The sequence below is a fragment of the Oxalobacteraceae sp. CFBP 8761 genome (assembly GCA_014841595.1).
Lineage (GTDB): Bacteria > Pseudomonadota > Gammaproteobacteria > Burkholderiales > Burkholderiaceae_D > Telluria.
This window is the reverse complement of sequence record JACYUE010000001.1, coordinates 187180-201106: the sequence shown is the minus strand read 5'-3', so window position 1 is coordinate 201106 and position 13927 is coordinate 187180. Positions and strand designations below refer to the sequence as shown.

The 13927-nt window shown below is 63.9% G+C and carries 9 protein-coding genes; 8 read left to right on the top strand and 1 reads right to left on the bottom strand.

What is annotated here, in order from left to right; translation table 11 throughout:
• The first annotated feature begins 87 nt into the window (after window positions 1-87).
• From IFU00_00890 to IFU00_00875, 4 genes are all read left to right on the top strand, one after another.
• Window positions 88-1509 (top strand): sensor histidine kinase N-terminal domain-containing protein, encoded by a 1422-nt coding sequence (locus IFU00_00890; protein ID MBD8540832.1) that lies wholly within the window; start codon window positions 88-90, stop codon window positions 1507-1509.
• Window positions 1510-1537: 28 nt separating this feature from the next.
• Window positions 1538-1813: a DUF4212 domain-containing protein gene (locus tag IFU00_00885; GenBank protein ID MBD8540831.1), complete on the top strand. Its 276-nt coding sequence runs from the start codon at window positions 1538-1540 to the stop codon at window positions 1811-1813.
• A complete protein-coding gene (locus IFU00_00880) occupies window positions 1810-3876 on the top strand; it encodes a cation acetate symporter (protein ID MBD8540830.1) in 2067 nt (688 codons plus the stop codon). The genes IFU00_00885 and IFU00_00880 overlap by 4 nt, the downstream gene beginning before the upstream one ends.
• Before the next feature lie 121 nt (window positions 3877-3997).
• Window positions 3998-6016: a S9 family peptidase gene (locus tag IFU00_00875; GenBank protein MBD8540829.1), complete on the top strand. Its 2019-nt coding sequence runs from the start codon at window positions 3998-4000 to the stop codon at window positions 6014-6016.
• 15 nt (window positions 6017-6031) lie between these two features.
• On the opposite strand, the gene tssK is transcribed toward IFU00_00875, so the two are convergent.
• The gene (gene tssK, locus IFU00_00870; GenBank protein MBD8540828.1) at window positions 6032-7507 is read right to left on the bottom strand and encodes a type VI secretion system baseplate subunit TssK; all 1476 of its coding nucleotides are present in this window, start codon (window positions 7505-7507) and stop codon (window positions 6032-6034) included.
• 52 nt (window positions 7508-7559) lie between these two features.
• On the opposite strand from tssK, the gene tssE reads away from it, so the two are divergent.
• The 4 genes from tssE (at window position 7560) to tssI (ending at window position 13894) form a co-directional block, all read left to right on the top strand.
• Window positions 7560-8042: a type VI secretion system baseplate subunit TssE gene (gene tssE, locus IFU00_00865; protein MBD8540827.1), complete on the top strand. Its 483-nt coding sequence runs from the start codon at window positions 7560-7562 to the stop codon at window positions 8040-8042.
• Window positions 8043-8062: 20 nt separating this feature from the next.
• Window positions 8063-9904 carry a type VI secretion system baseplate subunit TssF gene (tssF, locus tag IFU00_00860; GenBank protein ID MBD8540826.1) on the top strand — a complete coding sequence of 614 codons (1842 nt, stop codon included), beginning with the start codon at window positions 8063-8065 and terminating at the stop codon, window positions 9902-9904.
• Window positions 9904-10974: a type VI secretion system baseplate subunit TssG gene (gene tssG, locus IFU00_00855; GenBank protein MBD8540825.1), complete on the top strand. Its 1071-nt coding sequence runs from the start codon at window positions 9904-9906 to the stop codon at window positions 10972-10974. The genes tssF and tssG overlap by 1 nt, the downstream gene beginning before the upstream one ends.
• 187 nt (window positions 10975-11161) lie before the next feature.
• Complete coding sequence (gene tssI, locus IFU00_00850) at window positions 11162-13894, top strand: type VI secretion system tip protein VgrG (protein ID MBD8540824.1); 2733 nt, start codon at window positions 11162-11164, stop codon at window positions 13892-13894.
• Window positions 13895-13927 lie beyond the last annotated feature (33 nt).

The window sequence follows — 13927 nt, the reverse complement described above, 5'->3', positions numbered from 1 at the left end:
CAGCAGTTCGAGCCGCTCTACGTTCCACCCAACCCCGAGCCGGACGAAAACATCCGTCACTCGCTGTTCGGGGAAATCCTCGACTGGATGCTCGCGCCGCTGCTGCTGCTGTGGCCGATGAGCATCGCGATCACCTATCTGGTGGCGAAATCGATCGCCAACCAGCCGTTCGACGATGCGCTCGAGGACCGGGTCACGGTGCTGGGCCAGCAGATCCGCACCGTGGACGGCAAGACGGTTGGCCAGCTGCGCACGGCCGGACGCGACATCCTGCGCGCCGACGACGTCGACAGCGTGTATTACCTGCTGGCCGGGCCGGCTGGCGAACACCTCGATGGCGACCGCGACCTGCCGCGTCCACGCGCCAACCGCGCCGGCGAGCCGGCCCGCAGCGGCACGGTCGAGTTTCGCAACGACACCATCCACGGCACACCGATCCGCGTGGCCTATGCCTACGTAAATCTCGATCCGCTGCACGAACGCACGGCATCACCGGCGCCGTCGCTGGCACTGGTGCAGGTGGCCGAAACGCTCGACAAGCGCGCGCACCTGGCCAATGAAATCATCAAGGGCGTGATCCTGCCCCAGTTCATCATCCTGCCGGTGATCCTGGCGCTGGTCTGGTTCGCTCTCTCGCGCGGCCTGAGCCCGTTGGCCGAGCTGCAGCAGCGCATCCGCGCGCGGCCGCAGGACGATCTGTCGCCGATCGATCCGCGCCAGGTGCCCGAAGAAATCTCGCCGCTGGTCGGCTCGTTCAACGACATGCTCGAGCGCCTGGGCAAGACGGTAGAGATGCAGAAACGCTTCATCGCCGACGCCGCGCACCAGATGAAGACGCCGCTGGCCGGCATGCGCATGCAATCCGAACTGGCCCTGCGCGAAGTCGATCCGGCCGAGATCCACCGCTCGCTCGAGCAGCTGGCCAAGAGCTCCGAATCGGCCACGCGCCTGATCAACCAGTTGCTGGCCCTGGCGCGCGCCGAGAACCAGCCGCAGGCGGGCCTGGCGTTCGACGAGATCGACCTGGCTGCGGTGGCGCGCGAGACCGTGCAGGACTGGGTGCAGGCGTCGTTCGCCCACCAGATCGACCTGGGATTCGAGCCGCCCGCCAATGATGACGAGCGGGTGATGATCGCCGGCCAGCCGCTGATGCTGCGCGAGATGCTGTCGAACCTGATCGACAATGCGCTGCGCTATACGCCCGCTGGCGGCAGCGTGACGGTGCGCGTGCGCAGCAGCGGCGAACACGCGCTGCTCGAAGTCGAGGACACCGGCCCCGGCATCGCGCCGACCGAGCGCCTGCACGTATTCGAACGCTTCTACCGCATCCTGGGCAGCAATACCCAGGGTAGCGGCCTGGGGCTGGCGATCGTGCGCGAAATCGTGCAGCAGCACGGCGCCGACATCGACATCTTCAACAATCCACGCAGCGTGTCCCCGCGCTTTCCGGGCAGCCTGTTTCGCCTGACCTTCCCACCGCCTGTGGGCGAACCCGACCATGCCGACTGATTCCATGCCCGAACCAATCTCCGACACGATGGCGCGTGCGCGCCTGGAACAGGCCCGCGCGATCCACTGGCACCGCACGCGGCGCATGTCGCTGCTGCTGCTCGCCGTCTGGCTCATCACGGGTTTCGGCACCGTGTTCTTCGCGCGCGAGCTGGCGCGCTTCGAGGTGTTCGGCTGGCCGCTGTCGTTCTACATGGCCGCGCAAGGCGCCGCGCTCGTGTCGCTGACGATCATCGCCATCTACGCCTGGCGCATGCGCCGGCTCGACCGCGATTACCACGCCGCGCTGGCGCCGCGCCCATGAGCACGAACCCCACGCCTGGTGTGAAGCACGGCTATTTCAAGAAGCTCTCGCGCTACTACCTGTCGTACACCGGCGCCTTCGCGGTGTTCCTGGCGGCCCTCGCCCTGCTCGAGCAGGAAGGCATGCCGCGCCTGTGGATCGGCTACCTGTTCATGTTCGCCACGATCGCCCTGTACGCGATCATCGGCGTGATCTGCCGCACCTCGAACGTTACCGAATACTACGTCGCCGGCCGGCGCGTGCCGGCCATGTTCAACGGCATGGCGACGGCGGCTGACTGGATCTCGGCGGCCAGCTTCATCAGCCTGGCCGGGGGCCTGTATCTGCAGGGCTTCGACGGCCTGGCCTTCATCATGGGCTGGACCGGCGGCTTCGTGCTGGTCGCGCTGCTGATCGCGCCCTACCTGCGCAAATTTGCGCAGTACACGGTGCCCGACTTCCTGGCGGCGCGCTATGGCGGCGGCGCGGGCGGCCGTGGCGGCCCGGTGCGGGCGCTGGCCGTGAGCGCGACCATCCTGGTGTCGTTCACGTATGTGGTGGCGCAGATCTATGCGGTCGGCCTGATCGCGTCGCGCTTTACCGGCGTCGATTTTTCGGTCGGGATTTTCCTGGGCCTGGCCAGCATCCTGGTCTGCTCGTTCCTGGGCGGGATGCGCGCCATCACCTGGACCCAGGTGGCGCAGTACATCATCCTGCTGGTCGCGTTTTTGATTCCCACCATGTGGCTGTCGGTGAAGCACGCCGACAATCCGATCCCGCAGGTAGCGTACGGATCGCTCCTGCCCAAGCTCACCGCACGCGAAGCCGAACTGGCAAAGGACCCGCGCGAAGCCCAGGTGCGCGCCGAGTTCCTGCGCCGCGCCGACGGCTATGCGGCGCGCGTGGCGGCCCTGCCCGAATCGTGGGAAGCCGGCAAGCTCGATGCCCAGCGCCAGCTGGCCGCAGCCCGTGCACGCAACGCCTCACTGACCGAAGTGCGCCAGGCCGAACGCGCACTGACCACGTACCCCAACTCGGTCGACGATGCGCGAGCACTGTGGCTCGAACGGCGTGACGCTAACCTGGCACGGGCCCGCCCGCCCGAGCCGCATGCGCAGCCGTTCCCCGGCGCGACGCCGGAAGAATCCGACGCGCGCCGCAACAATTTTCTGGCCGTGGTGTTCTGCCTGATGTTCGGCACCGCCGCCCTGCCCCACATCCTGATGCGCGCCTACACGACGCCCTCGGTGCACGAGACGCGCGTGTCGGTGTTCTGGACGCTGTTCTTCATCCTGCTGGTGTACCTGACGATTCCGGCGCTGGCCGTGCTGGCCAAGTACGACATCTATACGTCGCTCGTGGGCAGCGATTTCTCGGCGCTGCCGACCTGGATTTCATACTGGGCCAATGTCGACAAGGCCAATCCCCTGATCAGCGTGGCGGATATCAACGGTGACGGCATCGTACAGCTGGCCGAATTTGCCATTGACGCCGACGTGCTGGTGCTGGCCACGCCCGAAATCGGCGGCCTGCCCTACGTGATCTCGGGCCTGGTCGCGGCCGGCGGGCTGGCGGCGGCGCTGTCCACGGCCGACGGCCTGCTGCTGGCCATTTCCAACGCGCTGTCGCACGACGTGTATTACAAGATGGTGGAACCGGGCGCGTCGACCCAGAAGCGGGTAACGATCTCCAAGCTGCTGCTGCTGGCGGTGGCCTTCATCGCGGCGTACGCGGCGTCGCAAAAGCCGGCCGACATCCTGTCGCTGGTGGCGGCGGCGTTCTCGCTGGCCGGCTCCACACTGTTCCCGGTGCTGGTGCTGGGGGTGTTCTGGAAGCGCGCCAACCACATCGGCGCCATCACTGGCATGATCACGGGATTTGCCGTGTGCCTGTATTACATGCTGCGCGCCAGCCCCGTCCTGGGCGGCAATGCGCTGGAGACCTGGTTCGGCATCCTGCCAATGGCGGCCGGCGTGTTCGGCGTGCCGGCAGGCCTGTTGACGGTGGTCGTGGTGAGCCTGCTCACACCCCGCCCGAGCCGCACCAGCGCGGGTATGGTCGACTATATCCGGGCGCCCGAATGACACAGGCAGGTAGAAACTGAGGTGGGAATTGAAGAGATTTTCCCGGTGATGCAAATGCTATTCTGGGCCGCGCCAACATAGGCCGAACCATACCAACACCAAGCATTTCACGGAAAACTTCATGTCTGCATTTACCCGCGTGCTGGGGAGGGCCACCTTCGCGGCGCTCGTCCTCGTCGCTTCGCCACTGACCCTCGCACAAACCCCGCCAGCCCCGCCGCCCGTCTCGGCCTTCTTCGGCAACGCGCCATTCGGCGACGCAAGGCTCTCGCCGAGCGGCCGCCATCTGGCCGTGCGCGCCAGCGCGCCAAGCAAGCGCGACTTTTTGACGGTCATCGACCTGGACACCAACAGCGCCAAGATCGTCGCCCATTACAACGACGCCGATGTCCGCAATTTCTACTGGATCAACGACCGGCGCCTGGTGTTCGACACGCATGACAAAGGCGTCGGTCCGGGCGACCAGCGTTTCATGCCCGGCATGTACGCGGTCGACTTCGACGGCGGCCGGTTCCTTGAACTGGCCAGCCGTAATCTCGTCAACAAGAGCACCGGCACGCGCATCGTGCGCCGGCTGCTGCCACCCTCGAGCGAAATGGCCGGCAACACCCCGTGGGTCGACTCGGATGACACCTACGCGCTGGCGCCGGTTGGCGACACCCGCAATGAACTGAGCCATGTCGACCTGCTCCAGGTGAACACCGTGTCGGGCCAGTACAAGACGGTGCCGCGCCCCGGCGCCACGCGCGGCTGGCTGCTCGACCACAAGGGCGAACCGCGCCTGGCGATCACCTACAAGGACCTGACCACGACGCTGCAGTATCTCGACCCGGCCACCGGCAAGTGGCGCGAACTGACCAGTTTCCCGGCATTCAAGGAAACCGCCGCGACGATCGAACCGGTGGCCTTCGGGCCGACCGGCACGCTGTTCGTGACGGCGCGCGGCAAGGCCGGAACGACCGCCATGCACACGTTCGATGTGAACACCGGCAAGCTCGATCCGCAACCGCTGCTGTCGGCGCCCGGCTACGATATCGACGGTGAGCTGGTGATCAACCGCGACAAGGTGCTGGGCATGCAGTTCCGTACCGATGCGGTATCGAATGAATGGTTCGACGCCGGCATGAAGGCAATCCAGCAGGACGTCGACAAGCTGCTCCCGACGACGGTCAACCTGATGTCGGTGCCGGCCCGGGGCGACTCGCCACTGCTCGTGGTCACCGCCTATTCGGACGTGGTCGCACCGGTGTTTTTCTTGTACAACAGCAAAACCAAGTCGCTGAACAAGGTCGGCGAAGCGCGGCCAGGCATCGATCCGACGCAGATGGGGCGCCAGCAGTTCTTGCGCTACAAGGCGCGCGATGGCCTGGACATTCCTGCCCTGCTCACCCTGCCACCGGGCGCCAAGCGCACCGGCCTGCCGCTGGTGGTGATGGTCCACGGCGGCCCCTGGGTGCGTGGCAAATCCTGGGGCTGGGCCCCCGACTCGCAATTTCTGGCCACGCGCGGGTACGCCGTGCTTGAACCCGAATTTCGCGGCAGCCTGGGCTTCGGATCCAACCATGAACGTGCCGGCTACAAGCAATGGGGCCTGGCCATGCAGAACGACATCGCCGACGGTGTACGCTGGGCTGTCGACAAGGGGCTGGTCGACCCCAAGCGCGTCTGCATCGCTGGCGCCAGTTACGGCGGCTATTCGACGCTGATGGGACTCGTCAACGATCCGGACATGTTCCGCTGCGGTATCAGCTTTGTCGGCGTGACCGACATTGGCCTGTTGTTTGACAATGGCGCGCATTTCAGCAGCGACACGTCACGCGACGTCAAGCAGCACAGCCTGCCGGAACGGATCGGCGACCCGGTCAAGGATGCCGACCAGTTCAAGGCCACGTCACCGCTGCAGCAGGCGGCGCGCATCACCCAGCCGCTGCTGCTGGCCTACGGCGGCGTCGACCGGCGCGTGCCGATCAACCATGGCACCGCGCTGCGCAACGCCGTCATGCGCACCAACAAGCAGGTGGAATGGATCGAGTACCCGGAAGAAGGCCACGGCTGGGCGCTGGAAAAGAACCGCATCGATTTCTGGGGGCGGGTCGAGAAGTTCCTCGACAAGAATATCGGTAGCGGGGCGGTGCGCTGACATCGCGGTGGTTGACTAGAGCACCACGACCAGGTCGATTTTCAGTCCCGGGATCCCGTCCGGCGCATACACCGCCAGCACGCCTGCCTCCAGCGCCTTGTCGTACAGGGGATGTTTGGTGGACAGCGAAAAATAGTAGGTGTTGGGCCGCACCGGGATCGCCGGGGGCACTTGCGGCATGTGCGCGATCGGTATGCCTGGCAATGCTGACCCGATAATACTTTCCATATTCTCGGGCGCAGCGACCTTGAGCCGGATCGGCACCGTCGCCACCAGATCAAGGCCCGCCATATCGGCAGTGATCGCCAGATAAAGCTGGCTTTGTTTCGTGACCTTGGCCGGATCCAGGATCGCCTGCGAGAACGTGCGCCGGCTCTTGTCGGCCACGAACGGAATGATGAGATAGTTGGTGCCGATCGCCGTATCGACCAGATCGCGCAGCAACGCGTCGAGCTCGGCGAATGCCTCGCCCATCGCCTCGTGGCGGTAGGCGGGCAGGTCGGCCGTCTTGTAGCGATCTGAAAACGTCATCAGTCCACCCGCGGCGGCGAGCATTTGCCGGAACATCACCTCGGGATGAAACCCGGGCGACCTGGCGCAGTGCATCAGCAGCGCATTGGCCGTGCTCAGGATGTTGAGCATCCACCACGACGAGATATCGCCCGCACCGGCTTCGTACATGCTGTTGTTCGTCATGCGGTGCGTGCGCTGGAGCGATTCGATCTTCGTCGTGATCACACTGCTCAAGCCATCGAGCATGCGCACCAGGCCTGGGGCTGCGCCCACCGTGACGCTCGGCGGAATGAACTCCGGTACCAGCTCGAAACCCCCTTCCGCTACCCGCCGCAGCCGCACCACCGGGATGCTGGCACGCGCCCCATGCGGCTCGGCCTGCAGCAACAGCCGCACCTGTTTTTTAAGGAAAGGCACCTCGATCGCCAGCGCATCACTGAACAGGTCAGTGGTATCCAGGTCGCAGCGCACGTAGCGGCTGTTGTCGTCGGCATTGCCCCCATGTGGCTTGACCAGGGCCAGGGCTGCGTAGAACGTGAATGATTCGTCCTCTGGCGGCAGGCACGTGAGATCGACCGGCTCGGGCAGCAGGTCGGCGCCGGGCGCCTCGACGATGTCTCCGTCGGGATAGATCAGCGACATCGTGGTCGCGCTCAGCCGATTGTGTCCCAATCCTTCCACATTCCACGTCACCTTGCACACACCCCAACAGTACGGATTGAGGGCCGAGGCGATGCGCTGGAGCCGGGTTTCATGATAGAGATCCTGACGCTGAAAGTGCTGCGGCCCCAGCGTCAAACCTTCCGACCACAGGACCTTCGATGTTGCGCTCATGGTTCCTCCCATTGAAGTTTCGCTGGACACATTCTGGGAAGGATGGCGTTGCGCCTGAAGCGCGATATTGATTTCGCGCAGCGAGGCATCGTATCGATCAGCCGGTGCATTCCCTTGTGACGGCGCAACATTGCTGGGATTCACGATCCGACAATGGCTGCCGTGGGTGTTGTCCCGCCTTGACGAGAGGAACGCGATGCGCGGCTTTACTTCCGGTCTGTTCGACCGCCTGGACGACACCACCGAAACGCCATCCGGTAACCGGCGCGACGCCCGTGTGCGCGCTGTCGAGCATGCACTGCGCAGCATCACGCGTGACCTGCAGGCGCTGCTCAACACCCGCTGCGGCGTGCACCAGGCGTCGTTCAGCCCGCTCCCGGCGGTATCGGGCTCCATCCTGAACTATGGCCTGATCGACTTCGCCGGCATGTGCATGAACAGCGATACGGACCAGCAGGAAATCTGCAAGGCCGTCCAGTTGGCCATCCAGCGCCATGAACCCCGGCTGCACAAGGTCCTCGTGTCACTGCGGGGCGCCAAGAGCGCCAGGGGCACCATCAACCGCGTGGAATTCGTGATCACTGCGCAGCTGAAACATGCGTCGATGCCCGAGGCGATGTCGTTCAATGCGGTATTTCGCCCCTCGCTCCAGCAGTATTCGATCGAAGGTGCCAACTAGAGGGCGCAAGCGCTGATCCCATGGACGAATTGTTGACAAAGTACGAGCGCGAGCTCGTCATTCTCAGGTCGCTGTGCAGGGAATATGCGCAGCGCTATCCCAAGGTTGCCGCCAGGCTGCAAATGGGTGGCGATACCTGCGACGATCCGCATGTCGAACGCCTGATACAAAGCACGGCCCTGCTCAGCGCGCGCGTGTCGAAGCGACTGGACGATTCGTACCCCGAATTCACTGAGGCCCTGCTCAACCTGCTCTATCCCCACTATCTGCGCCCGTTTCCGTCCTGCGCAATCGTGCGCGTTTCCAGCGCACTCGATCGCCCGGATGCGATCCCTGCCATGCCGCGCGGGACGTTGCTGGAATCGAAGCCAATACATGGTGTGGCATGCCGCTTCAAGACCATCCACGACGTCAAGCCGTCGCCTGTCGCACTGCGCGCCGCACGTTTCGAGACCGTCATCCAGGCGCCGGTCGCAACACGCCTGCCGGACGACGTCACATCGTCGCTGACGCTGACATTCGGCGCCGCCGGATGGGGGCCGCTGCCGGCGCCGGACACGGCGACCGTGCTGCGCGTGTATGCCGATGGCGATGCCTCGTTCTGCGCCACGCTGCGCGATGCGCTCTTCATGCACACGGTGGCAGCGTACGTCCAGATTGACGATGACGGCCCGTGGGAACGGTTACCTTGCATACCGATCGCACCGGCTGGATTTGCTCCTGACGACGCCCTGATCCCGTTCGACGCCCGCTCGCATGGGGCTTACCGCATTCTTGCCGAATATTTCGCCTTCCCCGAGAAGTTCAATTTTTTCGACATCGATATTGCCATGCTGCTGGCACGAGTACCTGCCGGCTGCGCCAGTGTCACGTTACGTCTGGGCCTTGCCGGCATCCGGCCCGACGCCGACAAGGCGCGCATGCTCGCCGGCCTGTCGACACAGCATCTGGTGCAGGGTTGCACGCCCGTCGTCAATCTGTTCCAGCAGCCTGGCGTACCGATCACGTACGACCAGCGCGCGGCCGACTACACCCTTCTGGCGCACGCCAATTTTCCGCAGGCATATGAGGTGTATTCGGTCGATGCGGTGCACCTGGTGCGCCAGAACGGCAATGACACGTCGATCACGGCATTCCAGCCGTTCTATGCGCTTCGGCACGGCGCACAACACGCCAGCGAGCAAGGACGTTACTGGTTCATGCGGCACGACGAGACGCTCGCCTTGTGCAGTCCGGGCCATGAAAAATCGATCACGCTCGTCGGTGCCGATTGCGACCCGTTTGAGATCGAAAGAAATATCCTGTCGGTTGAACTGAGCTGCACGAACCGCGATCTACCCTGCTCACTGGCCATCGGCGCGCCTGAAGGCGACCTGTTCATTCCCGGCGCAACACGCAACGCAGCGATCCGCATGGTGCGCAGGCCAACCCGCCCTGCCCGCCTGACGAATGACGCAGGCATGCACTGGCGACTGATCTCGCACCTGGCGCTGAACCATCACTCCCTGATGGACGACGGCGTGCACGGCCTGCGCGAAATGCTGTCCCTGTACGACCTGGCCTCGTCGTCCGTCTCGCGGCGGCAAATCCGCGGCATCATCGCGCTCGACCAGCAGGACACCACGGCCTGGATCAGGCACAGGAGCGGCACATCGCTGGTACACGGCCTTGAAGTGCGCGTCACGCTCGACGAAGAAGCGTATGCCGGCGCCGGCCTGCATCTGTTCGTCCAGGTGCTGCACCAGTTCTTTGCGCTGTACGTGCAGCTGAACAGCTTCGTCGAACTCGTCGCCCTCTCGCATCAAAGCGGAAAGGAGCTGATCCGATGCGCCCCACGAAGCGGAAGCATGAGCCTGCTGTAATGGCCCTGCTCCTGGCCGAGCCGTACCGGTTCGGCTTCACCCAGCTGGTCAACATCCTGCTACGCGCGCTGCAATGCCATGGCATCGGCCGCGAACGCGCGTTGCGCACCGTGCTGTCGTTTCGCAACAGCCTGTCGCTGTCGTTTCCTGCCAGCGAAGTCGAAGCGCTCGACGTCGAGCCGGCAACACAAGATCCACTTGGCACGCTGCGTTCGGGCACGCTACGGCGCGTCCGGATCACGCCCGCGTTCATCGGCCTGCTCGGCGCCAGTGGCACCCTGCCGGTGCACGATACCGAACGGATCGCAGCGCGCAAGTCGCTTGGGGACGATGCCAGCCAGCGCGAACTGCTCGATGTCATGTCGACGCGGTTGATCGGCCTGTTCTATGAGGCGTCGGTCAAGTACCGGGTCGAACACGACCTGGCCATCGGCGACGGGGACCGGTTGCTGCCGATGATGACTGCCTTGGCAGGCACGTGCGCGCCAAGGGCCGCAAGCGCCGGGCAACCCGTCAGGCACGTCAGACCGGATACTGCAGCCTGTTTCGCCGGGCTGCTGCGCACCCGCCCGGTGGCGGCCGGCACAGTCGAACAGGTGTTGAGCAACTATTTCGACGTGCCGGTCAGACTCGAACAATTCGTTGGCTGCTGGGATCCGGTTCCCGAACACCGGCGCAGCACACTGGGCGTCACCAGGCCCGTGCTCGGCATCAGTACGGCGCTGGGCACGCGCCTGTGGCGGCATGACATCTGTGCGCGTCTGCATGTCGGGCCACTGGACGAAGCGCAAGCACGCAGTTTTCTTCCCGGTGGCACGGCGCTGGCGGCACTGCGGGAAATGACGAGGATGTTTGCGGTGCCGACCTTGCACTATGAACTACGGTTACTGCTTGCACCGCCTGTCATCAAGCCGCTCACGCTGAGCACGAAGACGCCGTCGCGTCAGCTCGGATGGAACACGTTTCTCACCGCAACACCAGGCATCACGGATCGTCCCGACGTCCGGTTGATGCTGCAGACTCCGATGACTCGAAAAAGAGACAGACAGAAAAACGGTGTCGTGGCTTAAAAAACGGCGTTGATGCCGGTCAATTGAGGCTGCGTGACGGCGGGCTAACGTGGTCGCTGACCATGTCGATTATTTCAACTGCGGCCGTGCAGCGGCCATCGGGAGCAACGCAATGGGCGAGAGCCAGACCATCGCAGCCGGCGCCGCACTATCGGCATTTCGCGGCAACTCGCAGCACAACCGGCTGATGCGACTGGACTTTCCTTTCGAGGATGGCCCGCCCGCCATTTTGCTACCAAACAAGCTGGTCGCGCGCGAGGAGATCTCGCGCGGATTTCGGTTCGAGGTCGACGTCCTGTCGGACGACCCGCGCATTCCGCTCAAGATGCTGATGGGCCGGCTGGTCACGATTTCGCTGGTACGCCAGGACGGCTCGCTGCGTTACTTCAACGGGTACATCACGCAGCTGTCGTTCTTGCGTGCCGATGGCGGCTTTGCCTTTTACCGGATGGTGCTCGAGCCCTGGCTTGCCTTCGCGCGACTGCGCAAGGACAACGTGTCGTTTCATGGCAAGAGCGTGCAGCAGATCACCGAAGCAACGCTCAAGCACTACCGCCAGGCCGACTGGCACATGCATGTGTTTGAAGAAGATCCGCCACTGACCGTTGCCAATCAATATAACGAGACCGACTACAACCACCTGCACCGCCGTTGGGAAGCGCGGGGCATGCATTACTGGTACGAGCACCGCTTTGATGGTCACAAGCTCATGCTCTCCGACAAGAGCTTCCATAACGAGCCGATCGACGCCACCAGCTACGACGACGTGGACGTCATCGCGTTTCACGACAAGAGCGGTTCGCTCGAAGATGACGGCATTCATCAATGGAGCGCGAGCCGGCGCCTCGGCTCCGGCACGACCACGCTGGCCAGCGTCGACTACAAGAATCCCGGCGCACAGCACGCCGCCGGTTACTCCGCCAACCGGCAAGGCGACATATTCGCTTACGAAGTGTACGAAGACAGCGGCGCCTACGGCTTTCGCATGCGCAGCGATGGCGAACGGCTCGCAACGCAGCGCATGGTGGAGCAGGACAAGGATACGCAAACGTTCGATGCCACCAGCAATGCCCGCAGCGTCCAGCCGGGGCGCACCTTCAAACTCGGCGGGCATTTCAGTGCCGAGCCGCGCTCAATGGACTACGACCCCGAACCGCGCCGCGGCATCGGTGATCGCAGTTACCTGATCCTGTCTGTCGAGCACGAAGCCACCAACAACTACCAGGCTGGCGCGGGCGCCCCGTCGCACTACGAAAACCGGTTCACCTGCATCAACAGGGACATCCGCTGGCGGCCGGGTCGCGACTTCAACAGCGAGCCAGGCGCCTACATGGGCTTGCACACGGCGACGGTCGTCGGTCCGGCTGGCGCCGACATCCACACCGATGGCTTCGGCCGGGTCAAGCTGCAATTTCACTGGGACCGGCTGGGCCAGCACGACGAAAACAGCTCGCCATGGATTCGCGTGCTGAGCCCGGCTGCAGGCAAAGAGTTCGGCCACATCCGCCTGCCGCGCGTTGGCGAAGAAGTCGCCGTTGTCTATCCGAACGGGAACATCGACCATCCGCTGATACTGGGCGCGCTCTACAACGGCACACACATGCCGCCATGGGCGCTGCCGGCGCAATCGGCCCTGGCAGGCTTGCGCAGCCGCGAGCTCGGCGGTGGTGCACGCGGCAATCACCTGGTTCTGGATGACACGAAAGAGATGATTCAGGCGCAGCTGAAAAGCGACCACCAGTGCAGTCAGCTGTCACTCGGGCATATCACGCGGATCGAGGACAACGCCGGGCGCAAGGATACGCGCGGGGAAGGCTGGGAACTGCGTACGGACGGGCATGGCGTCGCACGGGCAGCCAAGGGGCTGTTGATCACGACCGAGGCTAGGCAGGCGGCGCGTGGGGCGATCAAGGATATGGATGAGACAGCGCGCCGGCTCACGCTCGCTACCGAACAGCATCAATTACTGGCGGAAATCGCGCAAAAGAACGGTACCCAAGAGCCTGTAGACAATCAGAACGACGTTGCCGCACTCCTGCAAGTGCAAACCGATGCGGTGCAGGGGGCAGGATCAAAGGCTGGCAGCTTCCCGGAACTGGGTAAACCGCATCTGGTTCTGGCAAGCCCCGCTGGCATCGCCACGACGACAGCCGGCGACACGCACATCGCCAGTGACCGCCATACCGCCTTCACATCCGGAAAAAGTCTGTCGCTGGCTACCGGTACGCACTTCTTTGCCAGCATCCGCCAAAGCTTCCGGCTGTTTGTCCAGAAGGCCGGCATGAAAATGGTCGCTGCCGCTGGCGACATCGATCTGCAGGCGCTGACGGACAACATCAAGCTTCTGGCAAAACTGGACATCACGCAGACGGCCAACCGGATCACGATCACCGCCAAGGAAGAAGTCGTCATCAACGGCGGCGGCAGCTACGTCAAATTCACTGCTGGCGGCATTGAGCATGGCACCAATGGGACATTCGTCGCGCACGCTGCGAATCACAGTCTGCTCAGCGCAAAGAACATGGCGATGGCGGTCAATATGCCGCCGGTGGCCGATGTCTTGCGCAATGGGAGCGGCACCCTGAACATCGGTAGCCATGCCGAGACCGCCGGGCGCATCAGTGCCGGGCTGCCCTTCAAGCTGTTCAAGGACGGCGCATTGGTCGAGCAGGGACAGTTCGATGCCAAGGGAAATATCGGGTTCGCACACGAACTCGATGCCATGGCGAACTACAAGGTTGAGCTTCCAACTGGCCCGTCCTTTGACATCGCGCCCGGTGATCCCGCCGAGCAGCACGAAATCAATGCGGGCGTGGGATACCACGGCTACGAGAATCCTGGCGGACTTCTGCCCGAAGACGTCGTGTCTTCAGAACAGGATCGCATCGATGCCAGTCCCTTGACACGCGAGAAGCCTTGATGCGGTCTTTCATAGCAGCTCTAGCCAAAGAGG